The sequence below is a fragment of the Nakamurella sp. GG22 genome, assembly GCF_052976845.2.
The window spans coordinates 91,031-110,025 of record NZ_JBRIIO020000017.1 but is presented as its reverse complement, the minus strand read 5'-3'; the positions used below and the strand labels follow the sequence as shown (position 1 = coordinate 110,025).

The window sequence follows — 18,995 nt, the reverse complement described above, 5'->3', positions numbered from 1 at the left end:
CAGTCTGACAGTGCCGGCGTCGACCAGGGTGGTACTGCGGGTCCATATGCACGGCTGGGCCTGGATGAGCGGGCGGTGGCGCCGCAGACTCGAAGCATGACAACAACATTGATCACCGGCGCCAACAGAAGCCTCGGTTACGAAACCGCCCGCCGCCTCATCGCCGCCGGGCACACCGTGTGGATGGGTGCGCGCGACCCGGAGCGCGGTCACAGGGCGGCGGACGCCCTCGGCGGCCGGTTCGTGCAAGTCGACGTCACCAGCGACACGTCGGTTGCCGCCGCCGCCGATACCATCGCCGCCGCAGGGGGTCTCGACGTGTTGATCAACAACGCCGGCATCCCTGGCCCGCACAAGGAGGCCGCGGCGCTGACGGCGGAGGACGCCACCGCCGTCTTCGACACCAACGTCGTCAGCATCGTTCGGATGACCAGCGCCTTCGTCCCGCTGCTGCGCGCTTCCGCGGCTCCGACCATCATCAACGTGACCAGCGGCCTGGGATCGTTCGACCATGTTCACAATCCAGACCGGATCGAATCGATGGTCAACGCGCCGCTCTACACGTCATCGAAGTCGGCCGTCACGATGCTGACGGTCCAATACGCCCGGGCATTTCCTGAGATGCGCATCAACGCAGCGGATCCCGGTTACACGGCGACCGACTTCAACGGGCACCGCGGCCGGCAGACCGTCCAGGAGGGAACGGACGCGGTCTTCGACCTTGCCACCCGCGGCGGCGACGGCCCGACGGGCACGTTCGTCGACCGTTCCGGCATCGCGCCCTTCTGATGCGGCGTCACATGAGCAGCTCGGCCGGTTTGCGGTAGGCCAGGCCGTGCGCCTGCGCGACCGGCTCGTTGACGAGATGCCCGCGCAGAGTGCTCAATCCCAGCGCGAGCGCGGGGTCGGCCGCCGCCGCTCCGGCGATCCCCTTCCCGGCCACCTTGACCAGGTACGGCAGCGTGGCGGAGGTCAGGGCCAGTGTCGAGGTGCGGGCGACCGCGCCGGGAATGTTGGCGACGCAGTAGTGCACGACACCCTCCTCGACGTAGGTCGGGTCGGCGTGGGTGGTGGCGCGGCTGGTCTCGAAGCAACCGCCCTGGTCGATGGCGATGTCCACCGCGACGCTGCCGGGTCGCATGCTGGCGATCATCTCCCGGCTGACCAGCTTGGGCGCCTTCGCGCCGGGCACCAGCACCGCCCCGATGACGACGTCGGAGTCGGCGATGTACGCGGCCAGCCGCGCCCGGTTCGGGGTCACAAGATCCAGCCGCCCGCCGAAGATGTCCGACAGGTAGGCGAGCCGCGCCGGGTTGGTGTCGAAAACCCGGACGATGGCCCGCATGCCCAGCGCGATCTTGGCGGCCTCGGTGCCGGACACGCCGCCGCCGATGATCGTGACCTTCGCTGCCGGGGTGCCGGGTACACCGCCGAGCAGGATGCCGGCGCCACCGGCCGGGCTTTCCAGGGCGTGGGCGGCGGCCTGTACGGCCAACCGGCCGGCGACCTCGCTCATCGGGGTCAGCAGCGGAAGTTTCCGGTCCGGGGTCTGCACCGTTTCGTAGGCGATGGAATCGATCTTCTTGGCGATCAGGAACTCGGTGAGTTCGCGATCGGCGGCCAGGTGCAGGTAGGTGAAGAGCTGCTGGCCCTCGCGGAACCGGTGGTACTCGGCCGGGATGGGCTCCTTGACCTTGACGATCAGGTCCGCCGATGCGAACACCTCATCGGCGGTGCCGACCACCGTCGCACCGGCCGCCGCGTACTCCGCGTCGGTGAACCGCGACCCGTCGCCGGCGCCGGACTGGACCAGCACCCGGTGGCCGTCGTGGACCAGTTCGGCGACCCCGTCGGGCTGCACCGACACCCGGTTCTCGTTGTTCTTGATCTCCATGGGAACGCCGACGACCAGTGTGGGCACAGCAGACTCCTTCACGAACGCTGGACGATTCTTGGCGTCCAGAATGTCACTGCTGTCGCAGATACTCCTCCCAGGTCACCTTGGGTCCGGCGGGACCGGTGTCGGGTCCGTTGTTCTTCAGCCCGTTCCGGCCCAGGTAGTAGTCACCGACCTGCGCCTGGGCCTCCGGGGCCAGATCCGGGTCGCTGATCGCGACGGCGTGGATGTGCCACGGCCAGTCCCCCTCGGTCGGGCTTCTCACCCACGCGGCGAAGCCGACGCTGCGCAGCACGCCGGCGACCGTTCGGCGACGAGCGGCGGACCACCCATCGACATTGACGTCGACGGCTCCCCCGCCCGCATGGGTACCCGCCGACGTGGGGTCGGACGTGCTGTAGGAACCCTGGTCCAGCCGCAGCGACGTCCCGAGGATCGATGCCGCCTCGGTGAGCATGGCCGCCGTCCGGGCATCAACCGTCTGCCCGTCGAACAGCACCCGCGCGCCCGGCCGCACCACAGCTGTGACCGTGAAGCGATTGGTCGCCAGCTTCTTCAGCGACGTCTCTCCGGGGATCCCATTGGCCCCGAGCCCGGAGTAGCCGAGTTGTCGTTGCCAGCGGGTGCATGCGGTCACCGTCGACGTCCCGTAATGCCCATCGACGTAGGCGCCGTTCAGCAGACCCTTGGCATTGAGCGCTTTTTCAACGAGAAGGACGCTCGGTCCTGATCCGCGGGTGATGCCGGAACCCGCCTTCTGCGGATCCCATTGCGCTGCCTTGAGAACGGCGTCCATGTTGACGACCGGTAGCGCCGCCGCCTGCTGTGCGGCGCTCGCGCCGGACGGAACCGCGACGTGGCCGGCCACCGCAACTGCTATAGCAGCGATCAGCGTCGCAATCCGGTGCTGACGAATCGGGACCGGCATCAGCAATGCTCCGACCGGCTGTTGTAGGACGAGCCACCGATGGCGCCACCCCACTTGATGCAGGTGGGTGAATTGGTGCGGACCGGACCGGCGTACTCGAAGAAGTTGCCGGAGTCGGACTTCTTCGACTGTCCCTGCGGGGTGATGTACACACTGGTCGCCGTGCGGCTGCCGAGATTGCCGAACTTGAGGGTGACGGCGCAATTGTTCTTGGCCGCCTTGTTGTAGGTGAGGACGACCGCGCCGACGGATCCGAGCTTGGCGGTGTCGTTCACGACGTAGCCACTGCCGCACAGCGCCGCCGGGTCCTGCTTGGTGGCGCAGTTGTTGGACTTCATGCTCTGGCTGCCACCCTTGGCGTAGCTGTAGCCGGGGACCGCGCGGATGTTGCCGGGATAACCTGCACCGAGACGGATCTCGAAATGCAGGTGCGGGGTGATGTTGCGGTAGCTGCTGTTTCCGACCGACCCGATCGGTTGGCCCTGCAGCACGGCCTGTCCGCTGACAACCGCCAACGTCTCGAGGTGCGCGTAGTAGCTGACCCAGCCGCCCCCGTGGTCGATGGTGACCAGGTTGCCGTAGCCGTTGACGGTGCCCTGATTCTTGGCCGTCTTCACGGTCCCGGCAGCGGTCGCGACGACGGTGTCACCGCGATCGTCCGCGGCGGTGGATCCGCGGTTGAAATCGAGTTCCTCGGCGACGTGCGCGCTGGAATTGTCGTTGTTGGCCACCCAGGTCTGCCCGCAGGGGAACGGCATCTTGAATGTCGGCGCCGCCGACGCTGCGGTGGCCATGAGGACGGACAACGCCGCTGTCAACGACGTCACGAGGACTCCGGCGATCAGTCGGTGCACCAGAGAACCGCCTCGACGGTTCGCTGAGGCCGGTGGTTGAGCTGTCATGGGCTGCTCCTCGCGTGACGGTGGCCCCGGCCGGGTAGGAACCGGGTTCTCCACGGGAGAGCGTCGGCCCGCGGGGTGGCCGATGTCACCGGCAGCCTCTGCCCCCTGAGTGCCTGCAAATGCCGGGACCGCCGGCGCGACGGTGTGGCGATCAGCGCTTGCGCGCGGAGACCAGCAGGTACTCCCACTCGGACACGAAGGTGCCATCCGTGGCGAGGTTGAACTGCTCGGCGAGGGCGACCAGGTCGGCGCGGAACGCCGCCCGCCGGCAGTCAACTTTCGGTGACCTCCAGCGTGGGGTCCCGAAGATGTCGCCGACCTTGCTGTCGACGCGCCTGCGGGCCCTTTCCCGGGCCGGCGTGATCGATCGGCACGAGCAGGGCAAGCGGGTGTACTACACGCTCACACCTGCGGGCCGCGAGCTGCAGCCGGTCGTGGAATCCATTGGCCGGTGGGGCATCCGGTGGATGCCCGAACTCGGCGAACAGGACCACGACCCCCACCTGCTGATGTGGGACGTCCGGCGCAACGTCGACGCCGATGCCTTTCCGCCGAGTCGAACGGTTCTGCAGTTCTGCTTCAGCGATGTTCCACCGAACCAACGGAACTGGTGGCTTGTACTGAGCCAGGAACCTGTGAACCTGTGCGACTTCGATCCCGGTCACCCGTTGGCCGGCCGGATCGACACGCCGTTACGCCTGTTCACCCGCCTCTGGCGCGGCGGCGTCGCGTGGGCGCAGGCATTCCGGTCCGGAGAGCTTCGGGTCGACGGTCCGGCCACCGTGCAGCGGAACCTCCCCCACTGGCTCACCCGGTCCGAATTCGCGACGGTCGGGCGGCCCTGATCTACTTCGGGGTGGCCGGCGTGACGGCGTGACGTTCGACGTCAGGCAGGCCTTCCAGGTCGCAGTGTGCACACACGGTGAAGCCCCCCCGCAGGTACAGCCTGCTCAGGCACAACGTGCATCGCTTTCCGATACGAAGCATGATCATCGTCCTCTCGTCGGGACCAACTGCTGTCCGAGTCAGTCTGTGATGAAACAAGTCTCGGCGATCGGCGTTGAGTATTCGTTGAGGCTGAGTTGGTTTCGGTGTGACAGTGATGAGGTGTGGAAACGCCGCGTGTCCCGGTTCCGACGAGTGATGAACTCGGGACCCGGGACATGCGGGAACAGCTGCGATGTCAGCCGATCGGCACCGATTTCTTGACAGCGGTGACCACCAGGTACTCCCATTCCATTGCCCTGTTGCCGCCCGCGGTGCGGAACCGGCGGGCCAGGTCGTCCAGTGCCCGGTCGAGCTCGGCGACCCGCTGTTGGTCATCGGCGATGTTCCGGTAGGTCACGATCGTGGGCCCGTACGCGGCCTTGAAGAACTCCCGGAAATCCGCGTCGCCCGGAAAGCGGGTCACGGTAAGGGTGCGGCGCTCGAACCGCACATCGGTCACCCGGTCCCCGAACAGCGACAGCACGTGGTCGGGGTTGCCCCACAGCGGCGGCGGCTGTGCGCCGGGCGGCGGAACCGGCGCGTAGGGCTTCATGGTGGCGAACATCTGGCCGATGAACCCCTCCGGTGTCCAGTTCAGCAGCCCGATCCTCCCGCCGGGCCGGGTCACCCGGATCAGCTCGTCGGCGCCGGCCTGGTGGTGCGGGGCGAACATGACGCCCAGACAAGACAGCACCGTGTCGAAGCTGTCACTGTCATACGGCAGGTTCTCGGCATCGGCGATGTCCCAGGTGATGTCGACCCCCTCGGGGGCTGCGTGCCGGCGTCCGGCGTCGAGCAGCTCGGGGGTCAGATCGCTCGCGGTGACCCGGCCACCGCGCAGGGCGGCGGGGATGGCGGCGTTGCCGCTGCCGGCTGCGACATCGAGAACGTCCTGTCCTTCGTCGACGCCGGAGGCGTCGACCAGGACCGGACCGAGGGGTCCGACGACCTCCTGGACGACCGAGGGGTAATCGCCCAGGGCCCACATCGCGCGGTGCCGCTGCTTGAGCGCACTGTCGCCAGGGTCATTGGTGTGTACGGCAGAAATCGTGCTGGTCATGACTGGCTCTCCTTTGAAAGTGTTGTCGTTGTAGACATTCAGGTGGGTCATGCGGGCGGGTTGCCCGCGTCGGCGCACTGCGACAGGCACCGGGCGACAGGCACCGGGCGGACCGCGGATGACAGGTGTGATGGGCACGGCAAAGCTGCTTTCCTCAAGGGTTTGTCGTGGTTCCGCCGGCGTACGCACAGCGGCGGGGTGGCGTTGCTGGGGGTGTCAGCCGGAAATTGGGTATGGCGCGATGATCGGCAGGTGCCGCGTCGGATCGCCGACCCACTTCATTGCGAGGATGTCGGCGGAGCTCCGCCGTCCGGCGATGACGCGGAACAGTTCGTGGCGGTCGCCGTGAAGGGTGGCGACCGGATCGCCGTGCCCGACGGTCCACTGTCGCTGGCCGTCGGTGAGTTCCAGCGCCGGGAGACTGAGCCGGGCGATGCGCCCGGCGAGCCAGTCCCGGTACAGGGCGAAGCCGGTGCGGGTCACCAGGCTGCTGACGTGCGCTGGGGCGTGCAGTGTCTCGAGAAGGTCGTCGAGGTGGACGGCGAGATCGCCGACTGGGGCGAGAATCATCCACTCCGGCATCCCTTTGACGATGCCGGTGCCCTGGCGCAGGGCCTGCACCAGGTCGTTCCCGTGCCGGTGAAGTTCGCTCAGCAGAGACTCGACGTTGTCGTGACGACGGGCGTCCACGTGGTTCGCGGTCCACCGCTCGCGTCCCGCGGCGCGGTCGGGGTCGTGCCAGGCGTCGAGCGCACCGGCGTAGTACGCGCCTCGACCGGCGTCCGTGGCAACTCCCGCGACGTGCGCGAGAAGGTCACGGATCGTCCACGCGGGGCAGGCCGGCACGACGCTGGTGAGCTGCGCAGGGGGCACTTCGGCGAGAAGCGCGTCAAGACGGCGCAGCCCGTCCTCGTACGCCGCGGCAGCGCGCCACCGCTGCACCCGTTGCGGGGTGAGCACGTCGGCCATCCGGCGGCGTTTGGTGAACGTGTCGAGGAAGTCCTGGCGTGCGTCGGGGTCCGCGGCGATTCCGGCGTAGAGACTTTCGGCGTCCGGGGTCGGGAAGCGCGCCGCACGGAAGGACCATTCGGCGTGGTCCGCGGCGCGTTCGTCACGCCACCGCCCGTACCCGGCGAGATCACCGCCGTTCAGCAGCTGTTCCGCGACGTACTTGGTGTGTGCGAGCGCATCCCCGATGCCTTGGGCGGTCGAGGGGTGCTTGAGGTGTCCTGCGTCGCCCACCGTGAACCAGCCGGGCCCACTCGCCGCGCGGGAGTATCCGCGCATCATCGTCTCCGGCACCGCCGTCACCGGGCCCACCTGTGTGGCGCTGTCCAGCAATCTCGGATTGAGCACGGCCGGGAACCGTCTGACCGCTGCGGTGTAGCGCCGTTGCAGCTCCTCCGGGGTCCCTCGGGTCAGTTCCCGGGGCCCGGTGACGGAGATGAGATGCAGCCCGTCCTCGACCGGCACGGACATCACACCCGCATCGAGGTGCATGTCGATGCGGCACCAGTGCGCCGTGGGGAGCCCCGCCCAGTACGCGAGCAGGAACGCCATGTCGCCGCTCCGTTCCTCTTCGGTCGTCAGGGCGAGCCGTCTGGCGACGGTGGAGTTCCGTCCGTCCGCCGCTGCCACCCATCGCGCCGTGACGTGGCTCCCGTCGTCGAGAATCACTCCCCGCGCGGGGTCGGACACGGTTCCGCCGCCAATCACCCCGGTGACGCGCCGGCCCAGGAGAAGGCTCACTCCGGCGTCGGCGGCTGTCCGGATGAGCGCCGCATCCAGGGTCACCCGGCGGATTGACAGGCAATGATCGTGTCCACCCACGGGGCTGAAGCTGCCGGCGACCTCGCGGCCCAGAACGCGCCAGCTGAACTGCACCGGTGCAAGGCGGTGCTCTGCCCGCAAACGGTCCAGCACACCCAGTTCGTCCAGCTGGGCAAGGGAGTCCGGGAACATCACATGCGTGGACACCGTGTCGCTCGGGAAGTCGTCACGATCGATGAGGGCGACCCGCCAGCCGCCTCGGGCCAGACGAATCGCCAGGCTTGCCCCGGCGCACCGCCCACCCACCACCGCGACGTCGAAGTCCGCCGCTGGTCTCTCGGCCGGCTGATGCTCCGAGAGGGCACGCTCATGCATGCGGTGACGCCGGTGCGGGATCGTCGCTGCTGAAGTCATGGAAGGACTCTCGCCCCACCGTGTTGAGATCGCGTTGAGGCGTTGTTGACGTCGAGGCGACACCCCCGGCCTCGGGTTCGTCGACGACCCGGAGCCACCGTTCGGCGGCGCCGATGCCCCGGTACACCCGGCGAGCGTCCTCCCGGCGGTCCGCGGCCTCGCCGACGTAGCCGGCAGCGGAGAGAGCGCGCGCCCACGCCGCGAACGTCGCAGCTCGTCGCCACGGCAGGCGGTAGGTCAGGAACTCGGCCGCGGCGTCGTCGAACGATTGCCGCGCCGCGGCCCAGGCGCCTCGGGCGGCGTCGACCACCCCGGCGGCGAGCAGCACCTCACCGCGGAGACCCCGCCAGTCCTGCCCGGACGCCATGATCGACTCACAGCGGGCCACGTGTGCGGCGCCAACTACCGGTGCGGCGGCTCCCGTCACCGTTGCCAGGCGGCTGCGGATCCACACCTCCGAAGGCACCTGCGGGCCGGCCATGGAAACATCCAAAGCCCGATCGAGGACGACGACCGCTTCGTTCTCGCGACCCAGCATGAGCAGGGCTTCCGCGCACCATCGTGCGTTGAGCAGCGCGTCCTGCCGGTCTCCCGCGTCCTCGTCGCGCTGCAACGCGGCCGCCCAGTCGGCAACAGCTTGCTCCCATTTCCCGTCGCAGAAGCCGAGCAGCCGGCGGGAAACCGCGTCGGCCGGCAGCGGTGTGATCGTGCGCCGAGCCCCCTCGAGCTCACCCATCTCGATCATGGCCACGCCCAGCTGGTCGACCACGCTGGCGTGTGGATCGGTGAACGAGTCGAACCGAGGCTGGCTCAGCCCACGCCGACACCACGACCGGCCGGCCGCGGGATCCAGCAGCAACTCCGTTGCGAACAGGGCGGCGGCCTCGACCGGTCCCCATGCCAGGTAGGCGTCGCCGAGGTCCCTGGCCACCATCCAGCCCTGCTCCAGGGCGGCGAACGCCGCGGCCGGGTTGCCGCGGTCGATGGCATCCCATCCTCGGCCCCAGAAGGCGAACACCGACAAGTCCGGACGACCGATCCGGTCGGCCAGCTCCCCGGCCGACGTCGATGCCTCGGAGAGAATGTCGGTGCGCAGGCCGTACATCGCCGCCTGCGCCCTGCCCCGGTGGAGATGGAAAACGTTGCCCGGATCGGGAAGCAACCGTTCCGCGGCCTGAAAGTGTTCGAGCGCACGCGGAATGTCCATCGCGGAGTGGTGAACGCACAGAGCGCCGCCGAGCCGGCTGTGCACCGCACCTGCCGCGGCCCGGTCGCCCGAGGTCACGTACGTGGTGAGGGCCGACTCCAGCAGTGCGATCGCGCGCTGGTAGCCGATGCCGGACCGCAATCGCAAGATGGCCAGGTCCACCTCGGCATCTGCGCGCTCCGTCGGCGGCGCTGTGCGGGACAGCACCGTCAGTGCGGACTCCGCATGATGGACCGCTTCTGCCCAGGCGAACCCGCGTCGAGCGGCGGTGGACGCCTTTCTGCTCACCTCGATGGTCGCTGCGGGATCAGCCGCCGCGCCCGCTCGCTGCAGGTGTGTTGCGGCGGCGATCACGGTGAGGTCGTCGACAACGGGGGCGGACAACAATGCCGACGCGGCCTGAACGTGCAGGCGCTGCCGGCGGTGCACCGGGATGTCCGCGTAGACCGCGGCCCGCATCAGCTCGTGCGGAAACGAGAACGCTCCGGCCCAGGACTGGCCGGATTCCACCAGGAACCCGCCCCGCACCGCAGGGTCGAGGTCCGCGACCACTGTGTCCTCCGACGCGGTCACCAGCGCGGAAAGGGTTGTCAGATCCGCATCCACGCCCAGCACGGCGGCAGCGCCGAGGGCCTCGCGGGTCGCCCCGGGGAACGACGACACCCGCTGCCGGAGAACGTCCCTCACCCCGGCCGGCACGGTCGACAATGCCGCGTGATCGGTGAGGATCGCCGGCCCTTGATCGCGGACGATCTCGGCTGCGAAGAAGGGGTTGCCACCAGTGTGGTCGGCAAGTCGCCGGACGACGTCGGCGGTGGCAGTGGCACCGGTCATTCCGGTGATCAGGGCTGCGACGTCGGTCAGGGACAGTGGCGGTAAACGGATGTGCTCTGCGGTCAGGCGCACCGGATCAGCACCGAGCAGCTGCAGCAGGGCGGGATGCCGACTTCCGGGTGGATCCCGAAGGCAGACCAGGAGCATGACTGCAGGTGGAAGGTGCAGCGCGAGATCCCGCAGCAGGGTTGCGGTCGCCATGTCGATGCGCTCGGCATCCTCGATCACCAGGAGCAGCCCCTGCTGGCCGGCAATCGTCCGCAGCAACCACTGCACCGCCTGCACGATGGCTTCGTGCCGACCCGGCCGCCCGAGCGGCGTGCCGGACTGGCCATCCGCGGCGGGCACCAGCAACGTGAGCGCGGCGCGGACATCGTCCGGTGCAGAGTTCAGCACCGCCGAGATGTGAGTGCTCGCACGGAATCCCGATGCCAGCGACTGATAGGGCACTGACTCGTCCGTGCACCGGCCGACCACCACCACGGCACCGCCATCAGCGGCTCGGTGCGCCACCTCGGCCGTCAGGCGGCTCTTGCCGAAGCCGACCGGCGCCGACAGGAAGGCGACAGCGTTTCCACCCGCCGACGTGGTCGACCACAGCTCGAGCAGCCGGGCCAGCTCCTGGGTCCGACCCACCATGGCTGTACGGCGCAACGCGGCGAACACCGCATCTGGTGGCGGATGGACGGCGGCACGGACAACCGGGCGCGGCTGCTCACCCCACTCATCACCCAGCAGGACGACATCCTGCCGGAGCATGGCACTTTCGAGTTCGCGAAGCTCCGGTCCCGGGTCGATGCCCAGGTCCTCGGACAGTCGATGGCGCGTCGACCCGTACGCCGACAACGCCTCCGCCTGCCGCCCGCAGCGGTACAGGGCCAGCATCAACTGAGCGGTGAAGCGCTCATGAAAGGGGTGCGCCGCCACCAGCGACTGCAGGCGCCCGACGATCGCCCGATGACGGCCCATCGCCAGCTCGGCGTCCGCGGCCGCCTCTTCGGCGGCCACCTTCAGTTCCTCCAGCTGCGCGGCGCGCGCCTCCGCAAAAGCGGGGCCGCCCAGGTCAGAGAGCACGCTTCCGCGCCACAACGCCAATGCGTCCTGCAGTCTCGCTCGGGCAGCGGCGGGATCACCCAGGGCCAATGCCTCCTGCCCGCCCTCCACACCGCGCTCGAACAGGACGGTGTCGATGGACGACGGGTCCACCATCAGTGCGTAGCCACCGGATCGATTGACCAACGCCCCTGCCGCCCCGGCTCGTTCCAGGACGAGGCGGACGTTGGAAACATGGGTGCGCAGCGTCGTCATGGCGCCGGCGCTGGCAGATTCCCCCCACAGCCAATCCACCAACCGCTGCGATGAATGTGACTGGCGGGGATGCAGCAGCAGCGCGGCCATGAGCGCACGCGCCTTTCGCCCGCCCAGCGGTAGCGCTTCCCCCTGCGTGCCTAGCACCACCAGCGGACCCAGCACGCGGAAGCGCGCCCGCCCAACTCCCGAGCCGTCCACACACGCAACCTAGACCGGCGCCACGTCCACGAAAAGGCATTCACCACCCTGCAAGCGAGGGCGTCGCCTGACCCTGGGTGGTCGTGGTGACGGCACGCCTCGACCTGGTATCGACGGTCAGGCTGAAGATGTCCGGCCGGTGGTAGTGGCCGGTGGGATCGAATTGTCGGCGCATCTCGGCCACCTGGTTCAGATCGATGGTGGCGGTGAGGATCCCCTCCTGCAACCGCAGAGGTCCGGCGACCAGCTCTCCGGCCGGGTTGCAGATGACGCTGTTGCCGGGCTCGATCCAGTCGCCGTCTCCGGGGTCCGGCTGCGGGGCGATCCGGTGCCGGTCGGGTATGTCGTGGGGGATCTGGCTGCGATGCAGGGCCGGGTTCACCCCGACGACCCATACCCGGCCTTCCCGTGCGATGTGCTGCATGGTGGCCACCCAGCCGTCCCCACGGGCCAGCGTCGGCGCCAGCCAGACCTGCACCCCCTGCGCGTACAGGTGGAACCGCGCCAGCGGCATGTAGTTTTCCCAGCAGATGAGGCCACCCAGGCGGCCGAGGGTGGTGTCGACGACGTCGAGGGTCGAGCCGTCGCCCTGTCCCCACACGGTGCGCTCGGAGCCGGTGGGCACCAGCTTGCGGTGCTTGGTCAGAAGCCGGCCGTCGGATCCGAAGTAGAGAACGGTGTTGTAGATGGTGGTGCCGTGTGGCTCACGTTCCTGCACGCCGATGACCAGGTGCACCCGATTCGTCCGCGCGATTGCGCCGAGCCTGGCTGTCACCGGGCCCGGCACGATGACGGCCTGCTCGACGAGCCGTGCGTACCACGGGCCGTCACCGTCCCAGATGGGTGCGCTGTCGATCCACAGCGGCGTACCCGGGATGAACGCCTCCGGTAGCACGACCAGCTCGGCACCCAGCCCGGCGGCCTCGGCGACCAACTCCTCCACCCGCGCGATGGTGGCGTCCCGATCGAGCAGGACGTACGCCGCTTGTACGGCGGCCACCGTAAACCGGCCGTTCATCGTGAGCCCGAGATGACGTGCAGCTCGCAGGGGCCCACGAAACCCTCGCCGGTCTCGTACGCCTGCAAGGTCGACCCGATGTCGTCCCAGATCCGCTCGCGCTCATCCTCCTCGAGTCCGGACATCATCTGGTGGAGGGCTCCGAACGACTCCCGTTCAAACCGGACGCAGTCGGCGGCTGACGCCAGCACCAGTGGCGCGGACATCGTGTCGACCTTGATGTCGGTGAAACCGGTTTCCCGGAAGGCACTTTCGGCGACCTGCGGATCGCCGAGGCTGAACGGCCCGGGCTGACCGGGCAGCGGCGCCGGAAGCCCGGCACGCCGGCGGATCAGGGCGACCGGCTCGGCGAAGAAGGCGTTGCGGTCGGCGGTCGAATAGACGATCGCCGCGAACCGCGCACCGTCGCGCAGGCTCGACCGGATCCCCTGTAGTGCCCGCGCGCGGTTCGGAAGGTAGATCAGCCCCAGTCGGGAGATGGCCGCATCGAACTGCCCGGACCAGGTGCTGCCGATCTCCTCGCCGTCCACCTCGACGGTGGTGACGTGGCGCAGGGCGTTCTCGTCGGCCGCGCGCTGCGCATAGGCCAAGATGGCCGGTGAGATGTCGGTGACGGTGACGCTCCCCGCGGGGCCGGTCCGCCGGGCCGCAGCCATGGCCTGCCCGCCCGCGCCGCCGGCGACGTCCAGCACCTGCGATCCGGCGCCCACACCGGCGGCGTCCAGCATCGCGGCGGTGGACTCGCCCAGCCAGTCCTCCAGGGTCGGCCCCCACCGGTGCCAGGCCTCCGCGGCGTCATCCCACTGCCTCTTGGTCGTCGCCTTGTAGGCGACTGCGTCGAACGTCATGCTTCCTCCTCGGATCAGGGCTTCGACTGCTCCGAGCCAGAATCGCGCCGGTCAGCGGTACTCCACATCCGTGGTCACCACGGAACCGGCCTGCGTAGCGGGACCGACGGCAGCCCTGGGCGATGGTGACCGGCGGTGGAACGCGCGATACTGCGGCGGATGAAGACCCGGGCGTCGTCACCGGTCGGAGTGACCGACCGGGAGCGTGACGTCCTCGTCCTTGTCGCCGGGCACCTGACCAATGTCGAGATCGCCGAGCGGCTGTGGCTCTCGGTGCGCACCGTCGAGTCCCACGTGTCCTCGCTCATCCGCAAGCTCGGTGTCTCCGATCGACGAGCGCTGGCGCGCCGCGCTCAGGAACTCGACCTCCTGAGCCCGCGTCGTCTGCACCATTGGCCCCACCCGGCGAGCCGGTTCGTCGGTCGCGGCCTCGAGACCGCCGACCTGCAGGATCGCGTGCGCGAGCACCGGTGGGTGACCGTGACCGGACCAGGCGGAGTCGGGAAGACCCGACTCACGACTCATGCCGTGGAGCAGGTCGCCCGCGACCGCCCCGACGGAGCGTGGTTCATCGACCTGAGTCAGGTCGCCTCACCGGACGCAGTGATACCTGCCGTCGCGGCGGTCGTCGGGGTGGCGGAGCCGCCGGGGCGCTCGTTGGACGACACCTTGACCGAGGTGCTGAGCCGCTGCGACGCCGTCCTGGTGATCGACAACTGCGAGCACCTGATACCGGCCGTCGCTGCCTATCTGGATCGGCTGGTCGCGGCATGCCCCCGGCTCTCCGTCGTCGCCACCAGTCGCGCGCCGCTGCGCTCACCACACGAGTGGGTCTACGAGCTGCCCAGCCTGTCTCCGGACGATGCGGTGCAGCTCTTCCGCATTCGTGCCGAGGCGGCCGGGGGCGTCGTACCCGACGACCCGCGGGTCACCGAGCTGTGCGGCCGGCTGGAAGGGATGGCCCTGGCGATAGAGCTTGCCGCGGCGCGCTATCCACCGCTCGGGCTCGACGGTCTTGCCGCAGGGCTCCACGATCCGCTTCGGCTGCTGGGCTCCGAAGACGGGGCTCGTCAACGATCGCTGCGGGCCACCATCGGCTGGAGCGTCGACCTTCTCGACGATGAAGCCCGGGAGATGTTCGCTGCCCTGTGCGTTTTCGCCGGGCCGTTCACGGTCGCCTCGGCTCACACGGTCGCCCTGTCTGATCGGCTTGCGGCGGACGCGGCGCGGGTGCTCGCCGCACTCGCTGACCAGCACCTGCTCTACGTCCGGCCCGGCAACCCGACCAGGTACCACTTCCAGGAAGTCGTTCGCCAGTTCGCCGCCGAACTGCTGGCCGACCAAACGCAGCGGGTCCAGCAACAGCATGCGCAATGGGCTGCCGCAACCCTGCGGTCCCTCACGTCCGCCGAACACCCCGACATCTGGAGTCAGCGTTTCGACGAACTGGCGGTCGAGGTACGCGCCGCGCTGACCCGCCCCGTCGAGATCAGCCCGCTCGGAGAGGACTTCGCCGAGGCGCTCGTCCTGCGCGGTCGTCTCGAGGAGTCGCAGCATCGCTTCGAGGCCCTTGCTGCCGCCTCGGCCGCCGACGTCGAGGATCGGGTGCGACTACTGCGCCTCGCTGCGGGTGCCGCCGCGGCACGGCTCGTCGGCGACGAGACCATCAGACTGCTCGACACAGCCGCAGAGACGGCCGGCTCGGCGTCCGACCCGAACGCAGCCGCCGATGCTCTCGCCTGGTCGGTGATCTTCGCCGCTGCCCACTCGGGGATCATGGCTCATCCACCCCAGCAGCCCGAGATCACCCGCCGACTCGCAGAAGCCCGCCGCCTGGCCGCGGTGGGGTCGACTGCTGACGTGACCGTCGCGACGGCAAGCGCAGTGTGCCTGTCCGCCGACGATGACGAGGCCATGGCCGTCGGTCAGCGGACCGCAGACGAGGCGATCGCCGCCGGACTTCCCATCACGGCGTCAGCCGCCTTGGACAACGTCTGTAGCCGTCAGCTGGCAACAGGAGCGTTCACCGAGGCGCTCGCCACCGTGCGTGCACGCGGCGTCCTCATGAATGCCGTGAAGCTCAGTGCCGCCACGGCGTACCCGTTCAACGACTACCTGTTGATGGGCTGCGAGGTCTCGCTGGCTGCCGGCGAGCTGGCCGGCGCGCGCGACTATGCCGAACGTCTCGCCGCCCTTCCCTGCTACCGCGACTACGCGCACCCGGCCCTTGCTCGCCGGTTCCAGGTCGACCTCCTCTCCGGGGATCTGACGGGAGCAGTCCGGCGCGGGGACAGCTTCCTCACCTCGTGGGAGCGGGCCGGTCGGCACCGCGCCTCGACCCTCGCGGTCGGCACCTACTCACTCGCGGTGGCCCACGGGCTCCTGGGCAACGACAGTGAATTCGAGTTGTGGCGCGCCATCACCGAACACCTTCGGGGCGGCTCCATGACGCACACCGATGCGCCTGCCGTCGGCTGGGCGCCGACACTCGATGCCTGGCTGAGCCTGCACCGCAACCAGCCGTCCAAGGCGCTCGGCAAACTGGCTGCCGACCTGGATGACCCGCAGTGGCGCAGGAGCCCCACCTCGCTCATGTGGCGACCTTGGTACGCCGCTGCCCAAGCCGAGGCCGCAGCGCTCTCCGGGAGTCGAGAACTCCGCGCGCTGCTGACCAAGGCAACCGCCGCGGCGCATGCCAACCCCGTCGCCGCCGCCCTCGTTCGCCGTGCCGCGGCCCTGGCGCGCGGCGACCACGACGAGGTGGCCTCCCTGGCAACGACTTTCGATGAGTTGGGCGCCCGGTATCAGCGAGATCGCAGCCTGAGCCTCGCCTTGTAGTTGCCATGCCTCGTGGTGCAGCGACGGGTTGCTGCTGCTGTCGGAGCTGGGCGTGAAAGCGTTCGCCGAACGTACCGCCCGCGAGCTGCGAGCGACCGGCGTGCACGCCCGCGGACGAACAGCCCAGCCGACCGACGTCCTCACGCCCACGAGCTGCACATCGCGCGACTGGTGGCCACCGGCGCAACCTCCCGCGAGGCCGCCTCGCAGCTCTTCCTGACCCACCACACGATCGAAGCTCACCTGAGCAACATCGTCCGCAAGCTCGACATCACCTCACGCCGCCAGCTCAAGGAGGATCCGGGAGCCGTTGCCGGTCGGAATTCACTTCAAGAACCGGCATGACGCGGGTATGAAAGCTAGGCAGGAGGTTGCTGGAACAGCCGCTCAGTGCTGTCTGCCCCGGATCACCGTTGCTGCGATGCCCGGGCCTACCGGCGGCTCAATTGCCGTGCTGAAGTGCGCTCAATTCTGATGACGGACCACATTGACAATCGCGCGAAGCGTCGCGTGAAACTGGTCGTATCGCTGCTGGCCGAGGGCCCCGGCCCAGCGCTGGCCCACTGCACGGCTGATGCGGCTTCCGGTCCGGAAGAGGTTCCAACCGCGGTCGGTGTAGCGGAGAACCCGTGCCCGTCCGTCGGTGGGATCGCGTTCCAGCCGAAGGTAGCCGAGGTTCTCCAGGTCGCGGATCAGGTCATTGGTGGCTTGCTTGCTGAGCTTGAGGTGCGCTGCCAACTCGGTGGGGCGCATTCCGTCGATGGGTGGGTAGCGCAGAACCGGGCGGTGAATCTCGCGCAGATCGTCGAAGCCGGCTGCGTGCAGCTCGACATAGAGCTCGGCTTGCAGAGCTTCCCACGCCAATCGCAGCAACGCGCCGACCTGTGGCTCTTCCTCATCCATGATGCTTGACAGTGTAGTACGGTGCGCCGTACTTTCAGTAGTACCATCAGCCGTACTATCTGGAGGTCGAGATGACCCTGCCCGCCACCATGGACCGTCTCATCGAGCAGCACATGGCCGCCGAGTTGGCTGCGGACACCAGCGCAGCCGTGGCGGTTTACACCGATGATGTCGAACACGACGTGGTCGGCTGGCCCAGCGGCCCGGTGTCGGGACCGTTGGCCGCAAAGGACTTCTACGACCAATTGATCGCCGTGTTCGTCAACGAGGAGATGGCCCCGGTCCGCACGCTCTATGGTGACCACCACTGCGTCACCGAGCACCGGGCCCGCGGACGATTCCCGCACGGATTCCTGGGCGCACCACCGAGCGACCGGCAGGTGGAGTTCCGCATGCTGCACGTGTTCGAGTTCCGCGGCAATGCCATCAGCCGCGAGAACATCTGGCTCGACACCGGCGCCATCGTGGCGCAGCTGACCGCCGCATGAATAACACCAATCGGTTTGTCGCAGCAGCCGACCTACCCTCGGTCGACCGCGATGAAGCCGCCGAGGTTGGCCATGCCGAAGGCCGAGCGATGCTGGCGGTGCTCCGGACCCTCGGTGACGGCGACTGGCAGCGTGCAACCGACTGCACCCAGTGGGACGTGCGCGCATTGGTGTCGCACCTGGTCGCGCAGTGCGAGGACGGCATCAGCCTGCCGATGCTGCTGCGCCGCGAATTGGACGGACGACGACGCTTTCGAGCCCTGTCCGGGGTCGACGCTCACATGGCTGCACAGGTGGCGCAGCATGTCGACGAGCCGGGGCCGCAACTGGTGGATCGCTTCGACACGCTATGGCCGCGGGCCGTGCAAGCGCGGCGGCGGCGGCCCACCGTGCTCCGCCGCATCCCTATCGACCTGGGTGTTCCCGGCGGTTTCCGCGCACCCCTCGGCTACCTGTTCGACGTGATCTACAACCGGGACTTGTGGATGCACCGAATCGACCTGACCCGTGCCTCCGGGCAGCCGTTCGTCGTCGGGAACCACGACCGGTACATCGTCGCCCAGACGATCCGCGACCTCGCCCGACAGTGGGCGGGCCCGCCGGTGGCACTCGAACTCACCGGGCCGGCCGGCGGGTTCTTCACACTCGGCGCTGGCTGCCCGGCCACAGTTGCGAGGGCCGATACCGTCGACTACCTCCGGACACTCGCCGGTCGCTACGACGACGTGACACTGGTAGCCATCTCCGGCGACGACGCCACCCTGCCGCTGATCCGCCAGGCACGGGTTGTCTTCTGACGGCGGGCGCACCATCTCCATGGAGATCCTCTCTGCGCGGATTGGTGGATGCCGGCCGCCAGTTGGCATCGACACCTGTACGTCCATCAGACACTCGACCAGACTCTCCGAAAACGCACCGGCGCCCCGTGCTACCCGAGGCACAAACCCCCGACCGCCGGTCATCCGTTCAACGGTGCACCGGCCGACAGCCGGTCACACTCCCCGACGGGCGAAGTTGCGGCCTGCTGTATCGGAGTCCGCGACGTACGCGCGTCTGAGATGTTGCCTGGCGTACCGGATGACCCGGATCGCACACTCAGGCCAACCCGAGGCGATGGAAAGGCGCGGGGGTGAATGGGCTTGGACCCTGCAACGCGACCCGCTGCGGATCTTTTGCCTGGTGAAAGCTCCCCCGACTGGACTCGAACCAGTAACCGTCCGATAAACTGAACCGGCCATCACACTGATACTTGTTATGACCCCAATATACTGTCTGAGCTGCAGTTATCGGGGTTTGGCTGGCCACCTTCACGCCATTAAGTCCACGATGATCCACGTCGTTTCTTGTGGGTAAAGTGTGGGCTCGGGCAAGCTATCTCCCGTGGGACGACCT

General features: G+C 68.6%; 14 protein-coding genes and 1 pseudogene. 6 read left to right on the top strand and 9 right to left on the bottom strand.

What is annotated here, in order from left to right; translation table 11 throughout:
• The first annotated feature begins 96 nt into the window (after window positions 1–96).
• Entirely contained in the window at window positions 97–789 is a 693-nt protein-coding gene (locus tag ACVBEQ_RS17495; protein ID WP_447154582.1) for an SDR family NAD(P)-dependent oxidoreductase, read from the top strand.
• A gap of 7 nt (window positions 790–796) precedes the next feature.
• Here the strand turns inward: ACVBEQ_RS17495 and ald are convergent, their stop codons facing one another.
• Genes ald through ACVBEQ_RS17480 form a run of 3 tightly spaced genes read right to left on the bottom strand, consistent with a single transcriptional unit; the run spans window position 797 to window position 3,727 of the window.
• Window positions 797–1,921, bottom strand: coding sequence for an alanine dehydrogenase (ald, locus tag ACVBEQ_RS17490; RefSeq protein ID WP_447154581.1), 1,125 nt, complete (start codon window positions 1,919–1,921; stop codon window positions 797–799).
• Window positions 1,922–1,967: 46 nt separating this feature from the next.
• Window positions 1,968–2,825: a peptidoglycan-binding domain-containing protein gene (locus tag ACVBEQ_RS17485; protein ID WP_447154580.1), complete on the bottom strand. Its 858-nt coding sequence runs from the start codon at window positions 2,823–2,825 to the stop codon at window positions 1,968–1,970.
• Window positions 2,825–3,727: a M23 family metallopeptidase gene (locus ACVBEQ_RS17480; protein ID WP_447154579.1), complete on the bottom strand. Its 903-nt coding sequence runs from the start codon at window positions 3,725–3,727 to the stop codon at window positions 2,825–2,827. Before ACVBEQ_RS17480 ends, ACVBEQ_RS17485 begins: the two co-directional genes overlap by 1 nt.
• 209 nt (window positions 3,728–3,936) lie before the next feature.
• On the opposite strand from ACVBEQ_RS17480, the gene ACVBEQ_RS17475 reads away from it, so the two are divergent.
• A complete protein-coding gene (locus ACVBEQ_RS17475; protein WP_447154578.1) occupies window positions 3,937–4,572 on the top strand; it encodes a winged helix-turn-helix transcriptional regulator in 636 nt (211 codons plus the stop codon).
• A 338-nt stretch (window positions 4,573–4,910) separates the two neighbouring features.
• On the opposite strand, the gene ACVBEQ_RS17470 is transcribed toward ACVBEQ_RS17475, so the two are convergent.
• The 5 genes from ACVBEQ_RS17470 to ACVBEQ_RS17450 form a co-directional block, all read right to left on the bottom strand.
• Window positions 4,911–5,774, bottom strand: coding sequence for a class I SAM-dependent methyltransferase (locus ACVBEQ_RS17470; RefSeq protein ID WP_447154577.1), 864 nt, complete (start codon window positions 5,772–5,774; stop codon window positions 4,911–4,913).
• 216 nt (window positions 5,775–5,990) lie between these two features.
• Window positions 5,991–7,958 carry an FAD-dependent monooxygenase gene (locus tag ACVBEQ_RS17465; protein WP_447154576.1) on the bottom strand — a complete coding sequence of 656 codons (1,968 nt, stop codon included), beginning with the start codon at window positions 7,956–7,958 and terminating at the stop codon, window positions 5,991–5,993.
• Window positions 7,912–11,454 carry a BTAD domain-containing putative transcriptional regulator gene (locus ACVBEQ_RS17460; protein ID WP_447154617.1) on the bottom strand — a complete coding sequence of 1,181 codons (3,543 nt, stop codon included), beginning with the start codon at window positions 11,452–11,454 and terminating at the stop codon, window positions 7,912–7,914. The genes ACVBEQ_RS17465 and ACVBEQ_RS17460 overlap by 47 nt, the downstream gene beginning before the upstream one ends.
• A 94-nt stretch (window positions 11,455–11,548) precedes the next feature.
• Window positions 11,549–12,508, bottom strand: coding sequence for a carbon-nitrogen hydrolase family protein (locus tag ACVBEQ_RS17455; RefSeq protein ID WP_447154575.1), 960 nt, complete (start codon window positions 12,506–12,508; stop codon window positions 11,549–11,551).
• Window positions 12,509–12,522: 14 nt separating this feature from the next.
• Window positions 12,523–13,374, bottom strand: a complete 852-nt coding sequence (locus ACVBEQ_RS17450; RefSeq protein ID WP_447154574.1) for a class I SAM-dependent methyltransferase — start codon at window positions 13,372–13,374, stop codon at window positions 12,523–12,525.
• A 135-nt stretch (window positions 13,375–13,509) separates the two neighbouring features.
• Here ACVBEQ_RS17450 and ACVBEQ_RS17445 point away from each other — a divergent pair, with 135 nt between their 5' ends.
• Both ACVBEQ_RS17445 and ACVBEQ_RS17440 read left to right on the top strand, forming a co-directional pair.
• Entirely contained in the window at window positions 13,510–16,212 is a 2,703-nt protein-coding gene (locus ACVBEQ_RS17445) for an ATP-binding protein (RefSeq protein WP_447154573.1), read from the top strand.
• Window positions 16,213–16,249: 37 nt separating this feature from the next.
• A pseudogene (locus tag ACVBEQ_RS17440) lies at window positions 16,250–16,557 on the top strand (helix-turn-helix domain-containing protein); the annotation flags it as partial.
• 120 nt (window positions 16,558–16,677) lie between these two features.
• Here ACVBEQ_RS17440 and ACVBEQ_RS17435 read toward each other — a convergent pair.
• The gene (locus ACVBEQ_RS17435) at window positions 16,678–17,115 is read right to left on the bottom strand and encodes a MarR family winged helix-turn-helix transcriptional regulator (protein ID WP_447154572.1); all 438 of its coding nucleotides are present in this window, start codon (window positions 17,113–17,115) and stop codon (window positions 16,678–16,680) included.
• Window positions 17,116–17,186: 71 nt separating this feature from the next.
• Between ACVBEQ_RS17435 and ACVBEQ_RS17430 the strand changes: the two genes are divergently transcribed.
• Together ACVBEQ_RS17430 and ACVBEQ_RS17425 are read left to right on the top strand one after the other, a co-directional pair.
• Entirely contained in the window at window positions 17,187–17,603 is a 417-nt protein-coding gene (locus tag ACVBEQ_RS17430) for a nuclear transport factor 2 family protein (protein ID WP_447154571.1), read from the top strand.
• Window positions 17,600–18,400, top strand: coding sequence for a maleylpyruvate isomerase family mycothiol-dependent enzyme (locus tag ACVBEQ_RS17425; RefSeq protein ID WP_447154570.1), 801 nt, complete (start codon window positions 17,600–17,602; stop codon window positions 18,398–18,400). Before ACVBEQ_RS17430 ends, ACVBEQ_RS17425 begins: the two co-directional genes overlap by 4 nt.
• The last annotated feature ends 595 nt before the right edge of the window (window positions 18,401–18,995 follow it).